Genomic DNA, 24,110 nt, shown 5'->3' with positions numbered 1-24,110 from the left:
CGGTTCCTCGGTTCCGAGGCGACCGGGTCGGGGTCACTCCTCGGTCTCGGGCAGCGTCCGCCCCGCGCGGTGCTCGGAGATGATCCGGTCGATCCGCTCGGCCTTCTCGTCGCGCCGGCGCTCGGCGGCCCGCTCCTCCCACTCGTCGACGGCCTCGACGAGGGCCTCCTCGCTCGCGACCGCCAGCTCGTCCACCTCGCGGACCGGCACCGCGTCCGCGGGCACCACCGGGACCCCCCGCTCGAACAGCACCTCGTCGGCCACGTCCGAGAGGTTCCCCTCGCCGCGGATCACGGCCCGGGGCTCCGTCTCGGCGAGCCGCTCGGCGGTCCGGCGCCCCGCCCCGGAGGCGTCCCGGAGGAACACCACGTCGCCGGCGACGAGCCCGTACGCCTCGTCGGCGGCGTCGAGCGCGTCGAGCGTGAACTGCTCGACGACCTTCACGCTCACGAGGCCCTGCCCCTCGGCGACGTCGCCGAAGTTCGAGTGGTCGAGCCGCCACAGCTCCTTTAACGTCTCCACCTTCCGTTCGAGGTCCTCGACGCGCTCGCGGGCCTCGTCGCGCTCGCGCTCCAGCCGGTCCGTCTCGCGTTCGAGCCGCGAGACCGCCCGCCGGGTGCGGGCCTCGATGCGCTCCTCGCGTTTCGCCTCCTCCAGCTCGGACTCCAGCTCAGCGATCCGGTCGTCGCGCTCGTCGAGGTCCGCCTCCAGCGACTCGGCGTGAGACTCCAGTCGGTCGACGCGCTCGCGGAGCCGGCGGATCGTCTCCTCCTCCTCGGTGCGCTCCGGCTCCGTCGGGTCCGCCTCCGCCTCGTCGCTCCCGTCGTCGCCGTCGCCGTCGTCCTCGCTCAAGTCCTCGATGACGGCCTCGACCGACGAGCCGCCCGCGACGACGCCGGCGATCACCGCCTCGCGGTCGAGCCGCGGCGGCGTCTTCGCCGCGATCCGCTCGAACTGGTCCTCGTGGTCGTCGTAGGCGTACAGCGCGGCGGCGAGCGCGTCGCGCTCGTGGTCGTTGTCGTAGCTCGCCTCGCGGGTGCGGTGGAGCTTCTCGTCGACCGGGAGGTCCGTCGTGGGGCGCCACCCGGCGGCGTCGAACGAGCGCCGGAACTTCTCGACGGTCTCCGGCATCGGCTCCACGTCGGCGGCGACGATGATCGGCCGCCCCTGCTCGACGATCCACTCGGTCACCTCGGCGGTGTCGCCGGTGCGCGAGGAGTACAGCGCGTGGACGGTGCCGTCGAGGCCGACGACCGCGGCCGCGGTGGTGGTGCCGGGGTCGATGCCGACGATGACGCGGTCGCGCCGCTTCACCAGCGGCTCGTACTCGATGCCGTCGCGGCGCTCGCGCTCGACCTCGACGCGCACGTCGCCGGCCCGCGAGTCCGAGACGGGGATGTCCTCCGGGCGGGCCTCGACGGTGAACGTCGCGTTCGCGTAGCCGCCGTACTTCTCGGTCACGTCGCGCTCGAAGTCGAGGTTCGCCTCGTTCAGCTTCGACTGGACCTGCCGCGTCCGCTTCCGGACGTTGCCGTGAATTCGCCGGGTGTAGCGGTCCTGACTCCACCCGCCCTTGCCCGTCGAGCGGCCGCGGGACACCTTCACCGTCGTCTCGTCGGTGAAGGCGGTCACCTCGTGGCCGACGTTGGCCGCGGCGAGCCGCGCGGCCGCCTCCGCCTCCTTCATCGGCTCCTTCCCGTAGGGGATCCCGTGCCGGGAGGCGACCCGCGAGAGCGGCTCCGGGCGCTCGGCGCCGGTCACCTGGACCAGCCGCGTCCCGTCCGGCAGCGACCGGAGGAAGCCGACCAGCTCGTTCTTGTCGGCCGCCAGCTCGTAGGCGTTGTCGGTGGCGACGTAGAGGGGCTCGCGGTCGTCGATCAGCCGGCAGAGCTTCCGGAACGAGACCACGTCGCGGGTGACCCGGGCCATCGGCCCGTCAGCGTCCGGGGCGTCCGGGTCGTCCTCGTCGACGGGGTCGAGGATGACGAGCGCGTAGGAGGGGCTGTCGCCGCGGACGTCGCCGCTGTGGACGTCGACGCCGAACACCGGCCGGTCGCGGGCGCGGATGGTCCGGGTTGTCACGTACCGAGGTAGGTCGTTGCCGCGTATATACCCCACGCCGAGGGGGTGCGACCGGCCGTTGGCGGGGGGCGAGCGGTCAGAGGATCCGCGGCTCGTCGCCGGCCCCCTGCCGGCGGGCGCTGATGACGCCCGGCGTGCCGCCGGTCTGGATGATGTTGAACGCGGTCATCAGGTCCGACCGCGAGATGAGCCCGACGAGCGCGCCGTCGGCGTCGACGACCGGGAGGCGCCCGACGCCGTGCTCCTGCATGGTCTGGAGCGCGGTCAGGGCGTCGGCGTTCGGGTCGGCGGCGACGAGGTCGGTCGCCATCACGTCGTCGACGCGGTAGGCGTCGCGCTCCACCTCGCGGACCGACCGCGCGTCTTCGAGGGTCACCATCCCGACGAGGTCGTCGCCGTCGAGGACCGGGTAGCCGGTGTGGCGCTCCTCGAACATCCGGCTCATCAGGTCGGCGACGGAGGTGTCCTCCGTCACCGTGTGGAGGTCCTCGCGGGGCGTCATCACGTCGGTGACGCTGACGCCCTCGAAGGCGGCCTTCAGGGTCGTCTGCTGGGCCTCGCCGGAGGCGGCGATGTAGACGAAGAAGGCGAGGACGATGAGCAGCAGCTGGAAGGTGAACAGGCCGACGATCCCCATCAGGAACGCGAACACCTTCCCCACGGCGGCGGCCCGCTGGGTCGCCTGCGCGTGCGGCTGGTTCCGCGCGAGCAGCGCCCGGAGGACCCTCCCTCCGTCCATCGGGAACGCGGGGAGCATGTTGAACACCGCGAGCACGACGTTCAACAGCGCGAGGTACCCGAACACGAAGAGGACCGCGTTCGAGCCCATCGGCGCGACGAGGACGACGGCGTAGCAGGCCACCCCGACCGCGACGCTGACGAGCGGGCCGGCGATCGCGATCCAGAACTCGTGTTTCCAGTCCTCGGGGAACTCGGCGAAGCTGGCGAGGCCGCCGAGCAGCCACAGCGTGATCGACTCGATCTCGTAGCCGTACCGCATGGCGACGAGCGAGTGGCCGAACTCGTGGAGCAGCACGCCGACGAACAGCCCCACCGCGGCCGACAGGCCGAGGATCCACGGCGTGGTCCCGGTCGCGACCGCGGCCGTGTCGATGCCGAGCCCGGCGACCTCGTTCATCACCTCCGCGATGGTGCTCACTTCCCCGCCGATGAGGTACGCGAACAGCGGCAAGACGAGCAAGAACGTCCAGTTGAGGCGGATCGGAATGCCGAACGCGCTCCCGACCTTGATTCCACGCATACCCTCGGGTTCGGTCGGTGATCGGTTAAGTCACCGGGTCCGTGCGGTGATCGGTTAAGTACCCCCCGCCCGTCACGGACGCCCATGAGCGACACAGCCGATCCCGAGGCGGTCGTGAAACGCGCCGACGCGGTCGCGTCCGAGCCGGTCGACGCCGCCGAGGGGCTCTCGAAGGCCGTCCTCCTCGACGAGTCCGACGGCGCCCCGAACTTCGCGATGCGCCGGTTCGAACTCGCGCCGGGCGCCGAGGTCCCGCGCCACACCAACGCGGTCGAACACGAGCAGTACGTCCTTTCCGGCGAGTACGTCGTCGGCGTCGGCGACGAGGAGCACGCCGTCTCGCCCGGCGACGCCCTCCTCATCCCCGCGGGCGTCGAACACTGGTACCGGAACGCGGGCGACGAGCCGGGCGCGTTCATCTGTGCGGTGCCGAACGGCGACGACACCATCGAGCTCGTCGAGTAGCTACTCCAGAGTGCCGACCCGGTCGGCGACGTAGCCGAACTGGTCGCGGTAGCCGTTCGGCGACAGCAGCACGGGGTAGAAGGGCTCGTCGGCGAGCAGCGGCTCGCCGTCCGCGGCCGCGAACCGCTCGCCGGACTCGACACGCTCGAAGTTGCGCGCGAACACCTCGTACGCCTCGGCGTCGGGCTTCGGGATCCGCTCGCGGAGCCGGAACACGGACACGTCCTCGCGGCCGCCGGCGTCGAGCACGTCGTCGGCGCCGGGCGCGGAGATGGCGCCGGTCGCCGCGAGGAACGCGCGGGCGAGCCAGTAGGCGTTGTCGGCGGCGCCCTCGGAGCCCTGGAGCCCGGCCTCCACCTCGAGCGTGTGCGGGTGCTCGATCAGCCGGCCCTCGGTGAACGCGTCGGTCTGGATCACGGCGTCGACGGGGAGGTGCGGCGCGACCGCGCGGGTCACCTCGTCCATCGAGTCGATGACGGCGAACGGCTCGGCGTACGACTGCGTCGAGTGGATCGCGAGGGTGGTACACCCCGCCAGCGCGTCGACGAGGTCGGCCGCGAGCCGCACCTCGTGGGCCGCCGCGTCGCGGTTGCCCGGGAACACCCGGTTGAGGTCGGCGTCGAGGTACCGCTCGCCGGCGTCGAGCGCCGCCTCGTTGGCGACGATCAGCCGCACCGGACGCTCGGGGGCGAGGTCGGCGTCGAGCAGGCGCTCGACGGCGCGGGCGCCGCAGGGCTCGTCGCCGTGGATCGCGCCGACCACGGCGACCTCGGGCTCCCCGTCGCCCAGGTCGTGAATCTCCATACGATTCCCAGGCGGGCGGCGGATAAGTGGCGTTCGGATCGACGATGTGACTATAGTGTCGCTCCGACGAATAATTTTGAGACGGGTACTGAGACGCCCCGCCGCTCTCAGGACTTGATCACAGCAACGTAAGCAAACAGCCCGGTCAACATTGACACTATGATCGCGATGAGGTTGACTCCGGCGCCGACGGAGCCCGGAAGATTGCTGTTGATAACTAACCAACTAACCAGCGCCAGAATCGCCATGAGCAGCCCGATCACACTCGCAGCTTGTTTAACCACGACTCAACACCTCCAGTTTCACCGATGCCTTGATTAGAAGCATCACTCGATCATGAGAGCCGATAGATACTTTGAACGGCCGCTGAAACCGGCTTTCAGTGAACGAGGATAGTGATTTGGCGAACGTACATCGCCGTTACGTGAATGCGGAACGGGAAGATGAGGGTATACCAGACCACTTCAAGCAGCGATTGAACAACAATACGCAGAACGAACTCCTCCAAGAAGCCGTATTCCGAGAGTTATGGTACAGCGACGATGCGATACACTCTCTTGGGTCACTTGAGTCGGTGATTGATAGAGACCGTCAGACGATCTCGGATCGTCTCGATGAAATGGTTGAGCAGGGAATGCTCAAGAAGGGGTCAATCAACAACGGGGACTACTGGTGGATTAACTTTCCCGACTCTGAGTACCCATTACCGAGGGATACTGTCGTCCACCCAAAGCCGGATTCAGAGGAGATGTCTGCTAGTGAGTTCTTTGAACAAACACACGTAATAATCGGTGCAGTCGCCCTCCTAGCAACCGCTATCGGCGGCGGTATGGTCCTCTTTGGTGTATTTCAACCGACCGGCGATCCGCTCTTGCCTGTTCCTACTCAAGAGGTGCTAAATCTTGGAATACTGACGATATTCGTCTCATACCTGTTCCTTCTGTTTGCGGTTGTTGTCTGGATTATCAGTCAGGCATTCGACTCGGAGGATATGGATATTCGTGCGATGTTTGAACAAGAGTAGATCTCGATAAGATCGCCAACCAGCCCTTGTCGGTAATTACTGCGTCGTGATGTAACAGCCTATTCTACCCGCTCCGCGTACTCGTAGTCCGCGGGGTACGCCGGCGGGCGAGCGTCGTCGAGGGCGATCCGCCAGCCGTCGACCGCGCTCGGGTTGTCGAGCGCGGCGCGGAGGGTCTCCCGGACGTCCGCGACGTCGACGCCGTAGAAGTCGCTCGGGACGCCGTCGAGGTACTGGAGGGCCGTCTCGAACAGCGATCGCATCCCCGCGTCGTTGCCGAAGTCGACGCGCTTGTACGCGCCGGCGGCGACCTGCACCATCCCGTGGAGGAAGGCGCTCTCCGCGGTGCCGCGGCCGTAGTTGTACCACTCGTCCTCGAAGCAGTCGTGGCTCTCGTGGTAGGCGCCGTCGTTGAACAGCCGAACCCCGTGTTCGGTCGCGCGCCGGAGCGTCGCGTGCTCCCAGTACCCCCCGACAGCCCCCGCGTCGCCCGCGCCCTCCGCCGACGCCTCCCCGTCGCCGGACGGCTCGCCGCCCGCGTGCCACCCGGTCGGGTTCCCGAGCGGCGGGGCGACGCCTGGGTCGCGGGTGTGGTCGTCCATGTGCGCGGCGTTCTCGCGGCAGCGACCTAACCGTTTCGCGAGGCCCGGCGCCCGGCGGCACCGGATCGAACCACTCTTTCCGCCGGTCGCGCTCGGGGCGAACGAATGGCCACCGGGCTCCTCTTCGCCGTCGCCGCCGCGGTCGTCTGGGGCGCGTACCTCTTCGTCCTGAAGCGCGCCTTCTCCGAGTACCCGCCGGCGGCGCTGACGGTGGCGGTCAACGCCGCGGCGCTCGGGTGGTTCCTCGCGGGCACCGGGCTCACGGTCGGGTTCGGCGACGCCGCGGCCGGCCTTGCCGGGCTCGCCGTCCCCCGGCGGTTCGCCGTCGTCGCCGGGACGAGCGTCGCGACGGCGGCGGCGTTCGTCCTCTTCCTGCGCGCCATCGAGGACGGGGCGGTGTCGTACGTCGCGCCGATCAACAAGGTGATCCCGATGTTCGTCCTCCCGCTGGAGGTCGGGCTGCTCGGCCAGGTGCTGGCGCCGGTCCAGGTCGCCGGCGTCGTCGTCACCACGCTCGCGGTGTACGTCGCGAACTACGAGCCGGGCAGCTTCTTCGCGCCGATCGCGCGGGCCGCCCGCTCGCGGCCCGCCCAGTTGGCACTCGCGAGCGCGGCCTGCTACGCCGTCGGCGACGTGGGCAAGCGGGTCGCGCTCCAGGAACTCGCGATCCCCGGCACGCTCTGGGTGCCGCTGCTGCTCGCCGGCGTCGCGGTCGTGCTGCTCCCGGCGGCCGTGCGAACCCCGATCGACGCGAGCCGGCGGGACGTTCCGAAGTTCCTCGCGGCCGGCGCGCTCGTCGCCGTCGGCGAGCACCTGACCACGGTCGCGTTCGCGGCGCTGCCCGCGAGCGTCGCCTCGCCCGTGATCAACACGCAGGCGATCGTCGCGGTCGTCCTCGGCGGCGTGCTGCTCGGCGAGCGCCACTTCCGGCTCCGGCTCGTCGCGGCCGTCCTCGCGGTGGTCGGCGTCGCCATGATAGCCGGGTGACACGACGGGCGCGCCGTCGGCCACCCGAGAGGACTTTACCGTTCGCCCCGTAGCGACCGCATGGAACCCCCGTCGGAGTCGAGCCCGATCGACCACGCCGAGTCGATCGTGAACGCCCTCGGCGACGGGGCCTACGTCCTCGACGCCGACCGGACCCGGGTGTTCGTCAACGAGCGCCTCCGCGAGGTGACCGGGTTCGACGAGGCCGTCCTCCACGGGAGACACCCGGAGCGGCTCGTCGAAGAGGGGTACTGGAGCGCGGAGACGGGGGACCGCTACCGGGCGGCGGCCGAACGGGTCCTCGACGGCGAGGCGGACGACGAGCGCGTCCAGCTCACGACGACGCTCGCGGACGGCAGCGACGTGACCACCGAGACACGGCTGAGCCCCATCGAGGACGACGGGTCGATCGTCGGCGCGGTCGGGGTTATTCGCGACGTGACCGAGCGGGTCGAACGCGAGCGGGAGCTGAAACGCCTCAACGAGCGGCTCGAACGCCTCGCCGGCTTCCTCTCGCACGACCTCCGGAACCCGCTGTCGGTCGCCCGGGGCTACGTCGACCTCGCCGTCGAGACCGGCGACACGGAGCAGCTGGCAGCCGCCGAGGACGCGCTCGAACGGATCGAGTCGATGATCGACGAGGCGCTGGTGATGGCCCGCGACCCGAACGAGGTGGAGACCGCGGACGAGGCGGTCGACCTGGGGGACCTCGCGGCGGACTGCCTGGAGTCGGGCGACTTCGGCGACCGGCCGGCCGACGCCGAGCTCGTCGTCGACGACCCCGGGCCGGTGGCCGGCGACCCGACCCTGCTCCGGCGCGCGGTCGGGAACCTCATCGGCAACGCCTTCGAGTACGGCGGGGACGCCCCCACGGTCCGCGTCGGCGTCGACGACCGGGGGGTGTACGTGGCCGACGACGGCCCGGGGCTGCCGGACGACGAGCAGGCGCGCGCGGCGCTGACCGACTTCGGCGTCTCCCCCGGGGGCGGCACCGGGATCGGGCTCGCCATCGTCCAGCGCGTCGCGGCCGCGCACGACTGGTCGCTCGAAATCGACGAGTCCGCGGCGGGCGGGTTCCGCGCGACGCTGGTCGGCGCCCGTCGGGCCGCGTGAGAACGGCCCCGAGCTGCCGACAGGTTCCACTCGACCCCGCAGCAGGATTCGCGCTCTCGTCTGCTTAAATCATTGCTGAGTCTACATTTGTTTAAATTTAATATATAGTAAACTATATTCGGGTTCGCATGCCACGCGACACCTCGCGACGGAGCGTACTGAAGGCGATCGGCGCGACGGCGGCGGTGCCGGGAATCGTCGGCACCGCGGCGGGACGCGGGAACGCGCCGACGCCGCGGTACGCCGCGTTCAACGTCGTCGATCTCGGAACAGAGCAGGTCCAAGAGCCGGGGGACTCGCAGGCGGAGGCCGCGGCCCGCGTGATTCAGGAGGTCGACCCCGACGTGCTCGTGGTCAACGAGCTCGTGAACAACATTCAGGAGGCGACCGTCGACGACGGCGTGCCGACGGCGCAGACGAACATCGAGGCGTTCGTCGACAACTACCTCAGCGAGCCGCAGGCGCCGCACCTCGACGGGATCGACTACGAGTACACGCTCCAGCCGGAGAGCAACACCGGGCTCCTGCCCGAGGAGGACTACGACTTCAACAAGGACGGCGCGTTCGGGCGCCCCGGCGACGCCTTCGGCTTCGGCTTCTACCCCGGCCAGTACGCCTTCGGCATCGCGAGCAAGTTCCCCTTCGACGAGGGAGCGATCCGATCGTTCCGGGAGTTCCTGTGGGCGGACATGCCGGGCAACCTGATCCCGGTGAAAGGCCAGGACGACGTCGACACGGACGACATCTATCTGGTCGAAGAGGAGCTCGACGCCTTCCGGCTCTCCTCGAAGACCCACATCGACGTGCCGTTCGACGTGGACGGCGAGACGGTCCACGGGCTGTTCTCGCATCCGACGCCGACGGTCTTCGACGGCGACAACAACTTCAACGGTCGCTGGAACCACGACGAGAACCGGTTCTGGGCCGACTACGTCGCCGGCGAGGACTACATCTACGACGACGCCGGCACGCACGGCGGGCTCGACGACGACGCCTCGTACGTGCTTCTCGGCGACATGAACGCCGGGCCGGGCGACGAGCCCCTCGATCCGGCGACGAAGTACTTCGTCGACAACGACGACTTCAACAGCCGGAGCCTCCCGACGAGCCCGGGCGGCGCCACGCTGGGGAACCAGTACGCGACGGCGGACTTCGGCGGGGACGGGTCCAAGGTCGACTGGGTCCTCCCCTCGCCCGACCTCTCGAAGCGCGCCTCGTCGGTCGTGTGGCCGAATCCGAACGCGAACAAGCGCGGGCTCGCGGACGACGCCGTCGCCGCCTCCGACCACCGCCTCGTGTGGGCGGACGTCGCCGTGACGCCCGGAAACGGTGGCGGGAACGGTGGCGGTCGCGGAAAGGGCCGCGGCCGCGGAAATCGGTGAATTAAACCACCCGGAGGGCTTGATGCCGACTGCGTGCGAGGGTAGCCAAGCCCGGAAACGGCGGCGGATTCAAGCTCCGCTCCTGTAGAGGTCCGTGGGTTCAAATCCCTCCCCTCGCATCGCCGGGGTCCACCCCCGTGATGCGGAAGACGCTCTCGGAGCGCTCTTCCCTCGCAAAACTTCACTCGATTCACACAGAGCCCCCGGTATCGCCAAGCCCGGAAACGGCGGCGGATTCAAGCTCCGCTCCTGTAGAGGTCTCGTGAGCGAGCGACGCGAGCGAACGAGAGCACGCGAGTCGCAGCCGGCGAGCGAAGCGAGCCGGACCGTCTCGCGGTGGTCCGTGGGTTCAAATCCCTCCCCTCGCATCGCCGGGGTCCACCCCCCGTGATGCGGAAGACGCTCTCGGAGCGCTCTTCCCTCGCAAAACCTCTCGACGCGACCGAAATTCGGCCAGCGACGGCTCCGTGCGGAACCGTCCGCACTCGGCGCTCACCCGGTCGTTCGCAGCCGCCCGAGCGAGAGCCCGGCGAGCGCGACGACCGCCAGTTCGACCCCGACGCCGACGGCGGCGCCGACCCCTCTGACGGCGACGATCACGTTTTGAGGACCGGTCCACGCGAGGATCGCGCCGGTCCCGAGGAGGAACGCGACGCTGCCGACGAGGCCGGTGGCCAGCGTCGTGGGGGCGACGTCGAGCGCGTCGCCGCGCCGACCGACGCGGTACGCGACGCCGAGGAGCAGTCCATAGACGAGGACGAACCCGACTGCGCGCCCGCCGAACCTGTACAGGGTGAGCGCGCCGGGGCCCGGGACGTCGATCGCCGTGCCGACGGCGATGGTCGTGACGCTGCGCGTGAGGCTGACCGCGAGCGCGACGGCGGCGGCCGTCGCGGGCGGGAGCGGGGACCAGTCCATGCGCCCGGGCCCTCGCCCCCGCCCGGTGAGTGCTTTTCGCTCCCGGTTCCCCGACTGCGGCCGCGTCGGCGCGTCGCCGCGCGCCCGGATCGCCGAGCGGCATGCCTTTTTATGCTCTCCCGCGAACCGGGGAGCATGACCGAACGGACGCGCCGCGACTGGCTCCGCGTCGCCGGCGGCGTCGGCGTCGCCGGCCTCGCCGGATGTAGCTCGCTCGGCGGCGACTCGCCGGGCGACGGCGACTCGCCCGCCGCGGGCGCCGGGTCGGGATTCGACGGAGTCGACCTGCCGCTGGACCTTACCGCCCGCCCGCAGTCGCCGGACGGGCTCACGTCGCAGTTCCGACAGGGGCTCCGGAACCACGGCCACATCGACGCGACGATACCCGAGAGCGTCGAGGTGCGGTGGTCGGTGCCGGCGAACCGCGGCGAGCACTCCGCCTCGAAGGGCAGCCCGATGCCGACGCCGGCGGGCGACATCCTCGTCGCCGACGACACGGGCCGGATCCAGTCGATCGCGGTCGACGGGACGACGAACTGGGCGACGGACCTCTCCGACGCCAAGTGGGGGAGCCACGGCACCCCCGCGGTCGCCGAGGGGTCGGCGTACGTCGGCACCTACGACGGCGTCGTCTCCGCGGTCTCGGTCGAGACCGGCGATATCGAGTGGCAGACCGACGTCGGCGACGCGGCCGCCGCCAGCCCGACGTACCACGACGGGACGCTGTACCTCGCCGTCGAGTTCACGCCGCCGAGCGGCGCCGCCGTCGCGCTGGACGCCGAGAGCGGCGAGGAGGTGTGGCGCGACGGCCGGCCGACCGACCACCCCCACTCGACGATCGCGGTCGACCTCGACCGCGACCGCTTCCTGTTCGGCGCCAACGACGGCCGCGTCTACGCGTGGTCCGTCTCCGACCGCGAGCGCGCGTGGACCTTCGACACCGGCGGCGACGTCAAGGCGCCGATCGCGGTCAGCCGCGGGATCGCGGTGGTCCCGTCGTGGGCCGGCACCGTCACCGCCGTCGACGTCGCCGACGGCTCCGGGCTCTGGGCGTTCGAGACCGACGAGTCCGTGTCGCCGTCGGACGAGCCCGACCCGATCCGCACGGGCGGCGTCATGTGCGCGCCGGCGGTCCACGACGGGACGGTGTACGTCGGGAGCCACGACACGAACGTCTACGCGATCGACCTGGCGACCGGCGAGGAGCTGTGGTCGACCCCGACCGACGGGTGGATCACCGGGAACGTGACCGTGACGAACGGGCACGTCCTCGTCGGCTCGTACGACCACCACCTCTACGCGCTCGACCGCGGGGACGGCTCGGTGACCTGGGCGGTCGAGGGCAACGGCGAGGTGACGAGCGCGCCGTTCGTCACCGACGACGGGATCTACTACACCGAGCGCGCGCCGGAGGACACCGACGAGCCCGGCATGTGCTACCGCCTCTCCGCGCCGGAGTGAGTCGGCCGTCCCGCGGGCGGTCCGGCGAGCGGTAGTTCGGTGAACAGCACGAACGTCCACCCGAAACGGAGGGTCCGAAACGGTTTTGCCGGCGCCTGACGGACGGTCGATATGCCAGCAGATCCCGACACGGGGTACGACCCCTCGCTGGGTCGGAAGTTCGTGTTCGTCACGGGCGGAGTGATGTCCGGGCTGGGCAAGGGCATCACGGCCGCCAGCACCGGGCGCCTTCTCGCCAACGCGGGCTTCGACGTGACCGCCGTCAAGGTGGACCCCTACCTCAACGTCGACGCCGGGACGATGAACCCGTACGAGCACGGCGAGGTGTACGTGCTCAAGGACGGCGGCGAGGTCGACCTCGACCTGGGCAACTACGAGCGCTTCCTCGGCACCGACATGACGTTCGACCACAACGTCACCACGGGGAAGACGTACGAGCACGTCATCGAGCGCGAGCGCGCCGGCGACTACCTCGGCAAGACGGTCCAGATCATCCCGCACGTCACCGACGACATCAAGCGCCGGATCCGCGAGGCCGCCGAGGGCTCCGACGTCTGCCTCGTCGAGATCGGCGGGACCGTCGGCGACATCGAGTCGATGCCGTTCCTCGAGGCGCTCCGCCAGTTCGCCCACGAGGAAGACGACGAGGACATCCTCTTTACCCACGTCACCCTGGTCCCGTACTCGAAGAACGGCGAGCAGAAGACGAAGCCGACCCAACACTCCGTGAAGGAACTGCGCTCGATCGGGCTCCAGCCGGACGTCCTCGTCGGTCGCTCCGAGGACCGGCTCGACCCGGAGACGAAAGAGAAGATCGCCCTCTTCTGTGACGTGCCCACGGACGCCGTCTTCTCGAACCCCGACGTGGAGGACATCTACCACGTCCCGCTGATGGTCGAAGACGAGGGGTTAGACGAGTACGTGATGGAGCGGCTCGGCCTCGCCGACGAGGCGCTCCCGAAGGCGGAGCGCTCGACCGAGTGGCGGGACCTCGTCACCCGCGACCGCGACGAGGAGATCGACGTGGCGCTCGTCGGCAAGTACGCCCTCGAAGACGCCTACATGTCCATCCACGAGGCGCTGAAACACGCGGGCATCCAGACCGGCACCGAGGTGAACGTGCTGTGGGTCGACGCCGACGAGACGCGGGAGGAACACGAGCAGCGGCTCGCGACGGCCGACGCGGTCGTCGTCCCCGGCGGGTTCGGCTCCCGCGGCACGGACGGGAAGATCGAGGCGGTCCGGTACGCCCGCGAGAACGACGTGCCGTTCCTCGGGCTCTGCTTAGGCTTCCAGATGGCCGTCGTCGAACACGCGCGGAACATCCTCGGGCTCGACGGCGCCCACTCGGCGGAGATCGACCCCGACACGCCCCACCCCGTCATCGATCTCCTCCCCGAGCAGTACGAGACGGAGGACATGGGCGGGACGATGCGGCTCGGCGCCCACGAGACCGACATCGAGCCCGACACGCTGGCGGCCGAGGTGTACGGCGCCGACGCCTGCACGGAGCGCCACCGCCACCGCTACGAGGTGAACCCCGAGTACATCGACGCCTTGGAGGCCGACGGGCTCGTCTTCTCCGGCCGCGCGGACAACCGGATGGAGATCCTCGAACGCCCGGACCACCCGTTCTTCTTCGGGACGCAGGCGCACCCCGAGTTCCGGTCGCGCCCGGACCGGGCGAGCCCGCCGTTCGTCTCCCTCGTCGAGGCGGCGCTGGGATCGACGGACACAACCGAGCGGAACGCGGACGTGAGGCTATAGATGGTCGAGACGGAGGAATTCATCGCGGAGGCGAAAGCGGAGATACGGGAGGCGATCGGCGACGCGAACGCCGTGATCGCCCTCTCCGGCGGGGTCGACTCCTCGGTCGCGGCGACGCTCGCGTACGAGGCGGTCGGCGACCAGCTCACCCCCGTCTACGTCGACACGGGGCTGATGCGGAAGGGAGAGACCGCGGAGATCCGCGACACGTTCGACTTCATGGAGTCGCTGCGGGTGATCGAGGCCCAAGACCGGTTCTTCGACCGGCTCGCGGGCGTCACCGACCCCGAGAAGAAGCGCCACGTCATCGGCGAGGGGTTCATCGACGAGTTCGAGACGGTCGCGCGCGACGTGGACGCCGACTACCTCGTCCAAGGGACGATCTACCCCGACCGCATCGAGTCGGAGGGGAACATCAAGTCGCACCACAACGTCGGCGGGCTCCCCGAGGTCGTCGACTTCGAGGGGATCGTCGAGCCCGTGCGCGACCTCTACAAGGACGAGGTGCGCGAGGTGGCCCGCGCGCTCGGTTTAGAGGAGATCATCTCCGAGCGCATGCCATTCCCCGGCCCCGGGCTCGCCGTTCGGATCGTCGGCGAGGTGACGCCCGAGAAGGCCGCGGTCGCCCGCGAGGCGACCCACGTCGTCGAGGAGGAACTGGAAGAGTACGACCCGTGGCAGGCGTTCGCCGCGGTCCTCGGCAAGGCGACCGGCGTCAAGGGCGACAACCGCGTCCACGGCTGGGTCGTCGCCGTGCGCTCCGTCGAGAGCCGCGACGGCATGACCGCCCGGGCACAGGAGATCGACTGGAGCACGCTCCAGCGCATCCAGAGCCGGATCACCGGCGAGAACGAGAACGTGGCGCGCGTGGTGTACGACGTGACCCACAAGCCGCCCGCGACGATCGAGTACGAGTGATGGCGGAGCCGTCAGCCCGCCCCGACGGCGGCCGCGCAGAGGGCCGACTCGCGGTCGTCGCCGGCCCCGACCAGCACGGCCTCGGCGAGGAGCTCGCCGCGCTCGGCGTCGAGGTCCGCCGGATCGAGGGGCTCGTCACGGCGCCGAAGCTCGAAGACGCGGGCGTCGCCGACGCCGCCTACTTCGTCCTCACCGACGTGGAGGAGGCCACCGGCATCCCGGTCGCCAAGGAGCTGAACCCCGAGGTCCGCGTCGTCACCTACGCGAGCCGATCGCTGCCGGAGTTCGTCGCGACGGTCGCCGACCTCGCGGTCGACCCCGACCTGCTGGGCGCCGCGACGGTCGCCGAGGAGCTGCTCTCCGACGACGGCGAGCCGTGAGCGGGGACGACGCCGGCGACGCGACCGGACGCGAGGGCGCCGCGGACGCGACGACCGTCCCGGTCACACTCTACACCCGCGAGGACTGCTCGCTGTGCGTCGTCGCCCGCGAGACGATCGAGTCGGTCGCGGCCGACCTCGACGGCGTGACGGTCGCCCTCGACGTGGTCGACGTGGACACCGACCCGGAGCTCGCCGACGAGTACGGCGAGCGCGTCCCGTACGTCCTGGTCGACGGCAACCCGGCGTTCAAGTACGAGGTCGACGAGCGCGACCTGCGGCTGAAGCTCCTGGCCGCGACCTGACTCGGAAAAAAGCCCGCTCGGACCGCGCCGCCTACTTCTCGACCGTCTCCGCGCCGGGCGCGTTCGCCTTCACGCGGGTCACGGCCTCGACGGCGCTCGACCGGGAGTCGTACCCCTCGCCGGAGTCGGCGAGGACGTTGCCGTTGCGGTGGCGGAGCCGCCAGCGCCACTCCCCGGCGGTGTCCTCGTATATCTCGAACGCCGCGCTCCCGGCGGCCAGTGCCCCCGCGTCGGGCGCGTACTCGCTCACGCGCTCGACCGCGTCCGTCGCGTTGGACTTCGAGGCGTACCCCCCGCCGGAGTCGGCGATGAGGTTCCCGTTGTCGTGGACGAGCCGCCAGCGCCACTTGCCGCCCGCGTCCTCGTACACCTCGAAGGTCGCTTTGCTCTCGGACGCGCGCCCCTCGTCGTCGCCGTCGGGGAATTCGAGCCCGGCGCCCCCGGCGTTCGACCTGACGCTGTCGAGGCCCTGCCGCGCCTTCTGTCGGGAGGCGTACCCTTGACCGGAGTCGGCGATGACGTTGCCGTTCTCGTGGACGAGCCGCCAGCGCCACTTGCCGCCCGCGTCCTCGTACACCTCGAACGCCGCGGGGTCGATGCGGAGGTAGTCCGCGGCGGCGGCGTGGTCGCGCAGCCGCGAGAGCGCGCGCTTCGCGTTGGACTTCGAGGCGTACCCCTCGCCGGAGTCGCCCAGCACGTTGCCGTTGTCGTGGCGGAGCCGGAACCGCCACTCGTCGGCGCTGTCCGCGAACAGCTCGAAGGTCGCCCGGCTCTCGGGGGCCGCCGCCTCGTCGGGGATGGCCACGTCCGGCGCCGCGGCGTCGTCCGGCTCCGGCCCGTCGTCGTCGGCGACCGCCTCGGCCTCCGCGCTCGGCGTCTCGATCCGGAGGAGGCCGGCGCCGAGCGCGTTCCGCCGCACGCTATGGAGCCCCTGCTGGGCCTTCCCGCGGCTGCTGTACGCCTGCCCGGAGGTCGCGATGACGTTGCCGTTGCGGTGGCGGAGCCGCCAGCGCGGCCGCCCGCTCGCGTCCTCGAACAGCTCGAACCGGGCCTTGCTCTCGCGGAGCGACGCGGCCGCCGCCTCCGCGGCCGTCGCGTCCTCGCGCGCCGCGTCGAGCTCCGACTCGGTGGCCGCGAGCTCCTCCCGGGCGGTCTCCAGTTCGGCCTCGGTGTCAGCGAGTTCGCCCCGGGTCGCCTCCAGCTCCGACTCGGTGGCCGCGAGCTCGTCGCGCGCCGCGTCCAGCTCCCCGCTCGTCTCCTCGGCGGTCGCGGTCGCCGCGGCCGCCTCGCCGCGCATCCGCTCGTAGTCCTCGTAGACGGGGTCGGAGAGCAGCGGCACGACCGTCCCCGCCAGCCCGATGAGCAGCAGCCCGACGCCGTAGACGGTGATCACGGCGGGGTCGCCCGAGGCCCTGAACCACCCGTCGGGGAAGACGTTCACGAACCAGACGACGCCGAGGACGCTGACGGCCGTCCCGAGGTAGCCGAGGGCGGTCCCCGGCCTGCGGAGCGGGAACCGGATCACGGCTCCGAGCATGACGAACGGGGGCGAAAGCGCCGCCAGCGCGTACCCGATGCCGCGCGCGGTCGTCGCCGACTCGGTGAGGAGGAAGACCGCGACGCCGGCCAGCCCGAGCAGCACCCCGAAGCCGAACAGCCAGTAGCCGTTCACCTCGTCGGTCGTCCGCGGCGTCCCGATCCGTCGCTCGTACAGTCCGCCGTCTCGGTTTGGTTCGGTATCACTTGACATACCCGAGACGACTCCGGCGGCCCGCTTATAAGTGTGGGTGAGTGACACGACGGCGCGACCGCCGCGCCGGACTACCGCGACCCGAGCGTTTACCCGTTCGTCCCTCCCTCACACGGACATGGCAAACGCAGCGGCGTACCTGTTCGCGGGCGGTCGAGTGGCGGACGCCGACGGAACGCGGGCCGCCGACGTGGCGGTCGTCGACGGCGAGATCGCGGCGGTCGGCGACCCCGAGGCGGTCGAGCGCGCGGTCGACGACGTTCCGGACGCGGACCTCGAACGCGTCGACGCGAGCGACCGCGTCGTCGCGCCCGGGCTGATCGACGCGCACGTCCACGTGATGATGGACGGGCGCCCGGACGTCTCGACCGCGGTCTCCGAGAGCGACTACACCGCGAGCTACCGGGCCGCGGGCAACCTCGAGGCCGCCCTCTCGGCCGGCGTCACGACAGTCCGGGACCTCGGCAGCCGCGGGACGCTCGCGCTCGACGCGGGCGAGGCGGTCGCCGCCGGCGAGATCGACGGCCCGCGCGTCCTCGCGTGCGGCCGCAACGTGATCATGACCGGCGGCCACGGCAACTGGTTCGGCCGCGAGGCGGACGGCCCCGCCGAGGTGCGGAAGGCGGCCCGCGAGCAGCTGAAGGCCGGCGCGGACGTGCTCAAGTGTATGGCCACCGGCGGCGTCCTCACCGAGGGCGCGGTGACGGGCGCCCCCGAGCTGACCCCAGAGGAGCTGGACGCGTTCACCGACGCGGCGGCGCCGACCGACACGCCGACCGCCGCCCACGCCCACGGCGAGGAGGGGATCAAAAACGCCGTCGAGGCCGGCATCTCCAGCGTCGAACACGGGACGTTCATGGACCGCGAGGCGGCCGAGATGATGGCCGAGCGCGGCACCTACTGGGTCCCGACCGCGAGCGCGCTCCGGGGCATCGTCGACCACGGCGTGGAGGCCGGCATCCCGGAGGACGCCGTCGCGAAGGCCGAGGACGCCGCCGACCGCTTCGACGACGCGTGGGACCACGCGCTCGACGCCGGCGTCCCCATCGCGATGGGGACCGACGCGGGCACGCCGTTCAACTTCTTCGCCGACATCCCGCGGGAACTGGCGTACATGGTCGACTACGGGCTCTCGCCGGAGCGCGCGCTCGAAGCCGCCACCGTCAACGCGGCCGACCTGCTCGGCCTCGACGACGTCGGCCGCGTCGAAGAGGGGTACGCGGCGGACCTGGTCGTCCTCGACGCCGACCCGACCGAGGACGTGACGGCGTGGCAGGACCCCGCGGCCGTGTTCGCGCGCGGCGACCGCGTCGCCTGACCGAGACCGACCCCTGACCGCTCGCTCATCCACCGCCGCCGGAACGGGCATTTTTACCCCGAGTCGGCCCCATCTCCCGTCGATGACGACTCCGTCGACCCGGCACGCGGACCCGGCCGAGAACCCGTACGTCGAGGACCCGCCGACCGACTTCGACCCGGTCGACGACCTCTCCGCCGACGAGGCGGCCGAGCAGGCCGAACTGCTCCGCGCGGCGGTCCGCGAGCACGACCACCGGTACTACGTCGCGGCCGACCCCCTGATCTCCGACGCGGCGTACGACGCGCTGTTCGCCCGGCTGGAGGAGCTCGAAGCCGCCTTCGACCTCCCGACCGAGGGCTCCCCGACCCGGCGGGTCGGCGGCGAGCCCCTCGACGAGCTGGCGACCGTCGAGCACGTCGCGCCGATGCGCTCCATCGACAACGCGACCGACGCGGCGGCCGTCCGCGAGTTCGACGAGCGCGTCCGCGGGGGGCTCGCCGACGCTGCCGAGTCCGGCGAGCTTCCCGATTTCGACCCCGGCGACCTCGCGTACGTCTGCGAGCCGAAGTTTGACGGGCTCTCGATCGAGGTGATCTACGAGGACGGCGAGTACGTCCGCGCGGCCACCCGCGGCGACGGCCGCGAGGGCGACGACGTCACCGAGCAGGTCCGGACGATCCCCTCCGTCCCCGGCCGCCTGCGCGGCGACGACCACCCCGCCCGGCTCGCCGTTCGGGGAGAGGTCTACATGCCCCGCGACGCCTTCGAGGCGTACAACGAGGAGCTGATCGAGCGCGGCGAGGAGCCGTTCGCGAACCCGCGCAACGCCGCCGCCGGCACGCTCCGCCAGCTCGACCCCGCGGTCGTCGCCGAGCGCCCCCTCGACGTCTTCTTCTTCGACGTGCTCGCGTGGGAAGCGGGCGAGGGCGGCCCGGAGCGCCCCGCGCGCCACCGCGACGTCCTCGACGCGTTCGGGTCGCTCGGCCTCCGCCGGAACGATCGGGTCGAGGTCGTCGACGACGTCGAGGCCGCGATCGAGTACCGCGACGCGGTCCTCGCCGCGCGCGACGACCTGAACTACGCCGTCGACGGCGTCGTGATTAAGGTCGACGCCCTCGCGCACCGCGAGGCGCTCGGGAGCACGTCGCGCGCGCCGCGGTGGGCGTTCGCGCACAAGTTCCCGCCCCGGACCGCGACGACGACCGTCGAGGGCGTGACGGTCCAGGTCGGCCGCACCGGGCGGCTCACGCCGGTCGCCGAGCTCGACCCCGTCGACGTCGGCGGCGTCACCGTCTCGCGCGCGACGCTCCACAACCCCGCCGAGATCGAGGCGCTCGGCGTGAACGTCGGCGACCGCGTCCGGATCTACCGCGCCGGCGACGTGATCCCCTACGTCCCGGAGGTCGTCGAGAAGCGCAGCGAGGGGACCTACGAGTTCCCCGACGAGTGTCCGGTCTGCGGGGCCGCGGTCGAGCGCGACGGCCCGCTCGCGTTCTGTACCGGCGGGCTCGGCTGCTCGGCCCAACTGGAGCGCGCGGTCGAGCACTGGGCGCGCCGCGACGCGCTCGACGTGGAGGGGCTCGGCCCGGAGCGCGTCGAGCAGCTCCGCGAGGCCGGCCTCGTCGAGTCGCTGCCGGCCCTGTACGACCTGACGGTCGACGACCTCGCCGAACTGGAGGGGTGGGGTTCGAGGAGCGCCGAGAACCTGATCGCCGAACTCGACGCGACGCGGAACCCGCCCCTGGACGACTTCCTCGCCGGCCTCGGGATCCCGGACGTCGGCGCGACGACCGCCCGGGCGCTCGCCGCGCACTTCGGGACGCTCGACGCGCTCCTCGACGCGGACGAGGACGCGCTCCGCGAGGTGGACGACGTCGGCCCCGAGGTGGCCGCCTCGATCCGGGCGTTCCTCGACCGCGAGGAGAACCGCGCGGCGATCGCGGGGCTCCGCGAGCGCGGGGTCGACCCCGAGCCGTTCGAGACCGACGCGACCTCCGGCCCGGCCGACGCGCTCGACGGGCTCACCTTCGTGTTCACCGGGTCGCTGTCGGTGCCCCGCGGCGACGCGCAGGCGCACGTCGAGGCGCACGGCGCGAACGCCACGTCCAGCGTCTCCGGCAACACCGACTACCTCGTCGCGGGCGAGAGCCCGGGGCGGTCCAAGCGCGACGACGCCGACGCCGAGGGGGTGCCCGTCGTCGACGAGGACGCGTTCGCCGACCTGCTCGCCGAGCGCGGCGTGGCGTGGCCGCCCGCAAGCGACGCGTGAGCGCCGCGACGCCCGCGCGACGCTCGCCCCGACCCGCAACCCTTTATCAACTCACGCCGGAACCGGAAGGCATGACCGCCATCGAGCTACGGGGCGTGACCAAGGAGTTCGACGAGGTCACGGCCGTTCGCGACCTCGATCTCACCGTCGAAGACGGCGAGGTGTACGGGTTCCTCGGGCCGAACGGCGCGGGCAAGTCCACGACGATCGACATGCTCTTGGACCTCGTCCGCCCGACCGCGGGGACGGTCCGCGTGCTCGGCGCCGAGGTCGCGACGGAGGGCGTCGAGATCCGGCGGCGGACGGGCGTGCTCCCCGACGGCTTCTCGGTGTACGACCGCCTCTCCGGGCGAAAACACGTCGAGTTCGCCGTCGAGTCGAAGGGCGCCGCCGACGACCCGGACGCGCTGCTCGACCGCGTCGGCCTCGCGGACGCCGCCGACCGCGCCGCCGGCGAGTACTCGAAGGGGATGCGCCAGCGGCTCGCCCTCGCGATGGCGCTCGTCGGCGATCCCGACCTGCTGATACTCGACGAGCCCTCCTCCGGCCTCGACCCGGCCGGCGCGAAGGAGATGCGCGAGATCGTCCGCGCCGAGGCCGAGCGCGGCGCCACCGTCTTCTTCTCCTCGCACATCCTCGAACAGGTCGACGCCGTCTGCGACCGGGTCGGCATCCTCCGCGACGGTGAACTCGTCGCCGAGGACTCCGTCGAGGGGCTCCGCGAGGCCGTCGGCGGCGAGGAGACGCTCGAAGTCGCGGCCGCGGGCGCCGACGAGGACGCGGTCGCGGCGGTCCGCGCCCTCCCCGGCGTCTCCGGGGTCTCCCGCGACGGCGACGAACTGGTGGTGAACTGCGCCAGCGACGCGAAGACGGAGGTCATCGCGGCGCTGGAGGACGCCGGGGTCGCGGTTGACGACTTCCACACCCGCGAGGCCTCGCTGGAGGACCTCTTCTTGGCGTACACCGAGGGCGACGCGGCCGGTTCGGCGCCCGACGGAACCGACCCGGAGCCCGCCGACGCCGACTCGACGGCCGATTCCGACTCGGCGACTGATCCCGACTCGACGGCCGACGACGGTCCGGCGACCGAGGAGGTGGACCGATGAGCCTCGCCGCCGTCGCCCGGAAGGACTTCCGCGAGACCGTTCGGTCCCGCGGCATGATCGCGCTGGTGGTGCTGTTCTCGCTGCTCGTCGCGGCGTTCGCGTACGCGGTGCGGCCCACCGGCGAGAGCGAGCAGTTCGCCACGGAGCTACTGCTGAGCGCCTTCGTCGGCCGCTTCCTGGTCACGACGCTGATCCCGCTCGTCGGGGTCGTCGTCGGCTACAACGCCGTGAGCGGCGAGCGCGAGTCCGGCTCGCTGAAGCTGCTCCTGTCGCTGCCGCACTCGCGGGCCGACGTGGTCCTGGGCAAGGTCGCCGGGCGCGGCGCGGCGATCGCGCTCGCGGTGTTCGCCGGGTTCCTGCTGCCCGCGCTGGTGTTGATCGCCGCGCCCGTCGTGTTCAACGCCGGCGCGTTCCTCGGCTACACCGTGTTCGCGGCCGCGCTCGGCGTCGTGTTCGTCGCCATCTCCGTCGGCTGTTCGGCCGCGTTCTCGACCCAGCGCCGGGCGCTCATCGGCGGCGTCGGAATTTACATCCTCTTCGTCCTGCTGTGGGGCCCGCTCACCGGCCAGCTCGTCGGCGCCGTCGGGCCCGCCCTCGACGCCCTGCCCGTGTCCGCGACGCAGGTCGACGTGTTTCTCCGGGCCTCGAACCCGACGACCGCCGTCGAGGCGCTCGCGAACGCTTTCCTCGCTGAGCGGCTGTTCAGCGGCGAGACCGCGAACCAGCAGCTGTCGGCGGCCGCGATGCTGGTGTTCTGGACGCTGGCGCCGCCGCTCGCCGGCCTCCTGAAGTTCGACGCGGCCGACCTGTAACGACCGGGGTCCCGCCCCGGCCTCTCTCCCGGTGAGAACGCTCGATACGGCTTTCTCCTCGCCGCGTGGCGAGACGGTATGGGCACTTCGACCGACACGGAACGGAGCGCCGCCGGCGCAGTCGGCTATCCGCTGGGCGTCTGGGCCGCGCTGGCGGCGATCGCCGTCGCCAACGGGGCGCTCCGCGAGATCGTCCTCATCCCCCGGATCGGGGAGTACCCCGGACACGTGGCGAGCACCGCCGTCCTGGTCGCGGCGATCCTGCTGGTCGCTCGGGCGTACTTCTCGCGTACCTCGATCGCCTACTCCCGCGCCGAACTCCTTTCCGTCGGCGTCCTCTGGACCCTCCTCACCGTCGGCTTCGAGTTCCTCGTCGGATACGTCGAGGGGACCCCGGTCTCGGTCACGCTCGGCCAGTACGACGTGTTCGCGGGTCAGGTGTGGATCGCCGTCCCCGTCGCGCTGCTCGTCTCCCCGCTGCTGTTCGGCCGACTGCTCTCCGACTGACGGTCGCCCGGTCGTGGGATCGGGCGGGTTCGAACCTCACTCACTCCGCTCGCTTCGCTCGCTCCGTTCCCTGCTTCGAACCCGCCCTCAAACAGTCACAGCGGCGCCGCTCACGAATTGTTCGCGGCGCCGATAGTGGGTCGGGCGGGTTCGAACCGAAGAAAGACGGTCGTCTCGCTTCGCTCGACGCTGCGTCTTTCAGGGTTCAACCGCCCTCGGGTACATTTCTGTGACTCACTTCGTTCGTCCCAGAAATGGGCTCGGGCGGGTTCGAACCGCCGATCTCAGCCTTGTAAAGGCCGCGTCATAACCAGCTAGACCACGAGCCCTCACCCGTCTGAACCCGCCGGGAGCGGAAAACGGTTTCTAATCAACGACGAGACACATAAAAACCCGAACCAGAAGCCACCGAAGTCGGTCGGTTCTATCACGTCGAACCAAGGGGTGAGCGCGTAGATGGCGGTCGCGTCCGGGCCCTTCTGTGGCGCGTTCGGCTGTACCGACCCGGCCGAGCACGTCATCGACCATCCTGAGCACGGCGAGCGCGTCGTCTGTGACGACCACGCCGACGGCGGCGAGGTGGTCGGCGATGTCTGAGGCGCCGCTCGCGGAGTCACAACGCCGCGCTATCAACGCGTCTGCCCAGCCGTACGTCAGCGCCTGCTGTCACGCGGTGAGCCACTTCTGCTGGTCGTACAGTCTGGCCGAGTACCCTGCCGAGATCGACGTCGACTGCGCCCGCTGTGGTCGCATCGCCGTCCACGAACACGATCCCGATGCTCCCAACGCTACCGACTCCACGGAGGTGTACCGCCGTGACTAACCGCCTTACTACATACCTTACTCACAACTTAGATGTACATTATACATTAGAATGTACATTGTACATTGAGGGAG

Annotated in this window: 24 protein-coding genes and 2 tRNA genes; 18 read left to right on the top strand and 8 right to left on the bottom strand. The window is 70.9% G+C overall.

Annotated features, from left to right (window positions below; genetic code table 11):
* Positions 1-33 precede the first annotated feature (33 nt).
* On the bottom strand, positions 34-2,082 hold the full coding sequence (locus tag DVK05_RS10095) for a DUF460 domain-containing protein (protein WP_121563230.1): 2,049 nt from the start codon (positions 2,080-2,082) through the stop codon (positions 34-36).
* 76 nt (positions 2,083-2,158) lie between these two features.
* Positions 2,159-3,343 (bottom strand): M50 family metallopeptidase, encoded by a 1,185-nt coding sequence (locus tag DVK05_RS10090; protein ID WP_121563229.1) that lies wholly within the window; start codon positions 3,341-3,343, stop codon positions 2,159-2,161.
* Positions 3,344-3,427: 84 nt separating this feature from the next.
* Between DVK05_RS10090 and DVK05_RS10085 the strand changes: the two genes are divergently transcribed.
* A complete protein-coding gene (locus tag DVK05_RS10085) occupies positions 3,428-3,808 on the top strand; it encodes a cupin domain-containing protein (RefSeq protein WP_121563228.1) in 381 nt (126 codons plus the stop codon).
* On the opposite strand, the gene DVK05_RS10080 is transcribed toward DVK05_RS10085, so the two are convergent.
* Positions 3,809-4,612 (bottom strand): succinylglutamate desuccinylase/aspartoacylase family protein, encoded by an 804-nt coding sequence (locus DVK05_RS10080; protein WP_121563227.1) that lies wholly within the window; start codon positions 4,610-4,612, stop codon positions 3,809-3,811.
* A gap of 107 nt (positions 4,613-4,719) precedes the next feature.
* The gene (locus tag DVK05_RS17120; RefSeq protein ID WP_158598860.1) at positions 4,720-4,875 is read right to left on the bottom strand and encodes a hypothetical protein; all 156 of its coding nucleotides are present in this window, start codon (positions 4,873-4,875) and stop codon (positions 4,720-4,722) included.
* A gap of 119 nt (positions 4,876-4,994) precedes the next feature.
* Here DVK05_RS17120 and DVK05_RS10075 point away from each other — a divergent pair, with 119 nt between their 5' ends.
* On the top strand, positions 4,995-5,636 hold the full coding sequence (locus DVK05_RS10075) for a hypothetical protein (protein WP_147437762.1): 642 nt from the start codon (positions 4,995-4,997) through the stop codon (positions 5,634-5,636).
* A gap of 59 nt (positions 5,637-5,695) precedes the next feature.
* Here the strand turns inward: DVK05_RS10075 and DVK05_RS10070 are convergent, their stop codons facing one another.
* Positions 5,696-6,238 (bottom strand): DUF309 domain-containing protein, encoded by a 543-nt coding sequence (locus tag DVK05_RS10070; RefSeq protein ID WP_121563225.1) that lies wholly within the window; start codon positions 6,236-6,238, stop codon positions 5,696-5,698.
* 105 nt (positions 6,239-6,343) lie between these two features.
* On the opposite strand from DVK05_RS10070, the gene DVK05_RS10065 reads away from it, so the two are divergent.
* The 4 genes from DVK05_RS10065 (at position 6,344) to DVK05_RS10050 (ending at position 9,839) form a co-directional block, all read left to right on the top strand.
* A complete protein-coding gene (locus tag DVK05_RS10065) occupies positions 6,344-7,225 on the top strand; it encodes an EamA family transporter (RefSeq protein ID WP_121563224.1) in 882 nt (293 codons plus the stop codon).
* A 60-nt stretch (positions 7,226-7,285) separates the two neighbouring features.
* Complete coding sequence (locus tag DVK05_RS10060; RefSeq protein WP_121563223.1) at positions 7,286-8,338, top strand: PAS domain-containing sensor histidine kinase; 1,053 nt, start codon at positions 7,286-7,288, stop codon at positions 8,336-8,338.
* Positions 8,339-8,466: 128 nt separating this feature from the next.
* Positions 8,467-9,720 carry an endonuclease/exonuclease/phosphatase family protein gene (locus tag DVK05_RS10055; RefSeq protein WP_121563222.1) on the top strand — a complete coding sequence of 418 codons (1,254 nt, stop codon included), beginning with the start codon at positions 8,467-8,469 and terminating at the stop codon, positions 9,718-9,720.
* A 35-nt stretch (positions 9,721-9,755) separates the two neighbouring features.
* A tRNA-Leu gene (locus DVK05_RS10050) sits at positions 9,756-9,839 on the top strand.
* A gap of 373 nt (positions 9,840-10,212) precedes the next feature.
* Here the strand turns inward: DVK05_RS10050 and DVK05_RS10045 are convergent.
* Positions 10,213-10,638: a hypothetical protein gene (locus tag DVK05_RS10045; protein ID WP_121563221.1), complete on the bottom strand. Its 426-nt coding sequence runs from the start codon at positions 10,636-10,638 to the stop codon at positions 10,213-10,215.
* 135 nt (positions 10,639-10,773) lie between these two features.
* Here DVK05_RS10045 and DVK05_RS10040 point away from each other — a divergent pair, with 135 nt between their 5' ends.
* The 5 genes from DVK05_RS10040 to DVK05_RS10020 all read left to right on the top strand — a co-directional run bounded on the left by DVK05_RS10040 (position 10,774) and on the right by DVK05_RS10020 (position 15,469).
* Positions 10,774-12,099, top strand: coding sequence for a PQQ-binding-like beta-propeller repeat protein (locus DVK05_RS10040; RefSeq protein WP_121563220.1), 1,326 nt, complete (start codon positions 10,774-10,776; stop codon positions 12,097-12,099).
* Positions 12,100-12,210: 111 nt separating this feature from the next.
* Entirely contained in the window at positions 12,211-13,866 is a 1,656-nt protein-coding gene (locus DVK05_RS10035) for a CTP synthase (protein WP_121563219.1), read from the top strand.
* Positions 13,867-14,784 (top strand): glutamine-hydrolyzing GMP synthase, encoded by a 918-nt coding sequence (guaA, locus tag DVK05_RS10030; RefSeq protein ID WP_121563218.1) that lies wholly within the window; start codon positions 13,867-13,869, stop codon positions 14,782-14,784.
* A complete protein-coding gene (locus DVK05_RS10025; RefSeq protein ID WP_121563217.1) occupies positions 14,784-15,164 on the top strand; it encodes a CTP synthetase in 381 nt (126 codons plus the stop codon). The genes guaA and DVK05_RS10025 overlap by 1 nt, the downstream gene beginning before the upstream one ends.
* Positions 15,161-15,469 carry a glutaredoxin family protein gene (locus DVK05_RS10020; protein ID WP_121563216.1) on the top strand — a complete coding sequence of 103 codons (309 nt, stop codon included), beginning with the start codon at positions 15,161-15,163 and terminating at the stop codon, positions 15,467-15,469. The genes DVK05_RS10025 and DVK05_RS10020 overlap by 4 nt, the downstream gene beginning before the upstream one ends.
* 31 nt (positions 15,470-15,500) lie before the next feature.
* On the opposite strand, the gene DVK05_RS10015 is transcribed toward DVK05_RS10020, so the two are convergent.
* Complete coding sequence (locus tag DVK05_RS10015) at positions 15,501-17,219, bottom strand: HVO_2922 family protein (protein WP_121563215.1); 1,719 nt, start codon at positions 17,217-17,219, stop codon at positions 15,501-15,503.
* A 118-nt stretch (positions 17,220-17,337) separates the two neighbouring features.
* Between DVK05_RS10015 and DVK05_RS10010 the strand changes: the two genes are divergently transcribed.
* From DVK05_RS10010 to DVK05_RS09990, 5 genes are all read left to right on the top strand, one after another.
* Entirely contained in the window at positions 17,338-18,537 is a 1,200-nt protein-coding gene (locus DVK05_RS10010) for an amidohydrolase family protein (RefSeq protein ID WP_199712314.1), read from the top strand.
* A gap of 82 nt (positions 18,538-18,619) precedes the next feature.
* Positions 18,620-20,788 carry an NAD-dependent DNA ligase LigA gene (ligA, locus tag DVK05_RS10005; RefSeq protein WP_121563214.1) on the top strand — a complete coding sequence of 723 codons (2,169 nt, stop codon included), beginning with the start codon at positions 18,620-18,622 and terminating at the stop codon, positions 20,786-20,788.
* 71 nt (positions 20,789-20,859) lie between these two features.
* Positions 20,860-21,894, top strand: a complete 1,035-nt coding sequence (locus DVK05_RS10000; protein ID WP_121563213.1) for an ABC transporter ATP-binding protein — start codon at positions 20,860-20,862, stop codon at positions 21,892-21,894.
* On the top strand, positions 21,891-22,706 hold the full coding sequence (locus DVK05_RS09995; RefSeq protein WP_121563212.1) for an ABC transporter permease: 816 nt from the start codon (positions 21,891-21,893) through the stop codon (positions 22,704-22,706). Before DVK05_RS10000 ends, DVK05_RS09995 begins: the two co-directional genes overlap by 4 nt.
* A gap of 78 nt (positions 22,707-22,784) precedes the next feature.
* Positions 22,785-23,213, top strand: coding sequence for a hypothetical protein (locus DVK05_RS09990; protein WP_121563211.1), 429 nt, complete (start codon positions 22,785-22,787; stop codon positions 23,211-23,213).
* A 255-nt stretch (positions 23,214-23,468) separates the two neighbouring features.
* On the opposite strand, the gene DVK05_RS09985 is transcribed toward DVK05_RS09990, so the two are convergent.
* A tRNA-Val gene (locus DVK05_RS09985) sits at positions 23,469-23,542 on the bottom strand.
* Between the two features lie 127 nt (positions 23,543-23,669).
* Between DVK05_RS09985 and DVK05_RS17325 the strand changes: the two genes are divergently transcribed.
* The gene (locus DVK05_RS17325) at positions 23,670-23,810 is read left to right on the top strand and encodes a hypothetical protein (RefSeq protein WP_199712313.1); all 141 of its coding nucleotides are present in this window, start codon (positions 23,670-23,672) and stop codon (positions 23,808-23,810) included.
* The gene (locus DVK05_RS16905) at positions 23,803-24,036 is read left to right on the top strand and encodes a hypothetical protein (protein ID WP_147437760.1); all 234 of its coding nucleotides are present in this window, start codon (positions 23,803-23,805) and stop codon (positions 24,034-24,036) included. The genes DVK05_RS17325 and DVK05_RS16905 overlap by 8 nt, the downstream gene beginning before the upstream one ends.
* Positions 24,037-24,110 lie beyond the last annotated feature (74 nt).

The sequence above is a fragment of the Halorubrum sp. Atlit-8R genome (genome assembly GCF_003666025.1).
Classification (GTDB): Archaea; Halobacteriota; Halobacteria; order Halobacteriales; family Haloferacaceae; genus Halorubrum; species Halorubrum salinarum.
The sequence above is the reverse complement of the archived record's forward strand: the minus strand, read 5'-3'. Positions and strand labels throughout refer to the sequence as shown.

Coding starts and splice junctions, on each gene's coding strand:
- DVK05_RS10080 (WP_121563227.1), bottom strand. CDS start 4,612: ATGGAGATTCACGACCTGGGCGACGGGGAGCCCGAGGTCGCCGTGGTC.
- DVK05_RS10085 (WP_121563228.1), top strand. CDS start 3,428: ATGAGCGACACAGCCGATCCCGAGGCGGTCGTGAAACGCGCCGACGCG.
- guaA (WP_121563218.1), top strand. CDS start 13,867: ATGGTCGAGACGGAGGAATTCATCGCGGAGGCGAAAGCGGAGATACGG.
- DVK05_RS10035 (WP_121563219.1), top strand. CDS start 12,211: ATGCCAGCAGATCCCGACACGGGGTACGACCCCTCGCTGGGTCGGAAG.
- DVK05_RS10000 (WP_121563213.1), top strand. CDS start 20,860: ATGACCGCCATCGAGCTACGGGGCGTGACCAAGGAGTTCGACGAGGTC.
- DVK05_RS10045 (WP_121563221.1), bottom strand. CDS start 10,638: ATGGACTGGTCCCCGCTCCCGCCCGCGACGGCCGCCGCCGTCGCGCTC.
- DVK05_RS09995 (WP_121563212.1), top strand. CDS start 21,891: ATGAGCCTCGCCGCCGTCGCCCGGAAGGACTTCCGCGAGACCGTTCGG.
- DVK05_RS10015 (WP_121563215.1), bottom strand. CDS start 17,219: ATGTCAAGTGATACCGAACCAAACCGAGACGGCGGACTGTACGAGCGA.
- DVK05_RS10040 (WP_121563220.1), top strand. CDS start 10,774: ATGACCGAACGGACGCGCCGCGACTGGCTCCGCGTCGCCGGCGGCGTC.
- DVK05_RS10010 (WP_199712314.1), top strand. CDS start 17,338: ATGGCAAACGCAGCGGCGTACCTGTTCGCGGGCGGTCGAGTGGCGGAC.
- DVK05_RS09990 (WP_121563211.1), top strand. CDS start 22,785: ATGGGCACTTCGACCGACACGGAACGGAGCGCCGCCGGCGCAGTCGGC.
- DVK05_RS10065 (WP_121563224.1), top strand. CDS start 6,344: ATGGCCACCGGGCTCCTCTTCGCCGTCGCCGCCGCGGTCGTCTGGGGC.
- DVK05_RS17325 (WP_199712313.1), top strand. CDS start 23,670: ATGGCGGTCGCGTCCGGGCCCTTCTGTGGCGCGTTCGGCTGTACCGAC.
- ligA (WP_121563214.1), top strand. CDS start 18,620: ATGACGACTCCGTCGACCCGGCACGCGGACCCGGCCGAGAACCCGTAC.
- DVK05_RS10070 (WP_121563225.1), bottom strand. CDS start 6,238: ATGGACGACCACACCCGCGACCCAGGCGTCGCCCCGCCGCTCGGGAAC.
- DVK05_RS10090 (WP_121563229.1), bottom strand. CDS start 3,343: ATGCGTGGAATCAAGGTCGGGAGCGCGTTCGGCATTCCGATCCGCCTC.
- DVK05_RS10060 (WP_121563223.1), top strand. CDS start 7,286: ATGGAACCCCCGTCGGAGTCGAGCCCGATCGACCACGCCGAGTCGATC.
- DVK05_RS10025 (WP_121563217.1), top strand. CDS start 14,784: ATGGCGGAGCCGTCAGCCCGCCCCGACGGCGGCCGCGCAGAGGGCCGA.
- DVK05_RS10055 (WP_121563222.1), top strand. CDS start 8,467: ATGCCACGCGACACCTCGCGACGGAGCGTACTGAAGGCGATCGGCGCG.
- DVK05_RS16905 (WP_147437760.1), top strand. CDS start 23,803: ATGTCTGAGGCGCCGCTCGCGGAGTCACAACGCCGCGCTATCAACGCG.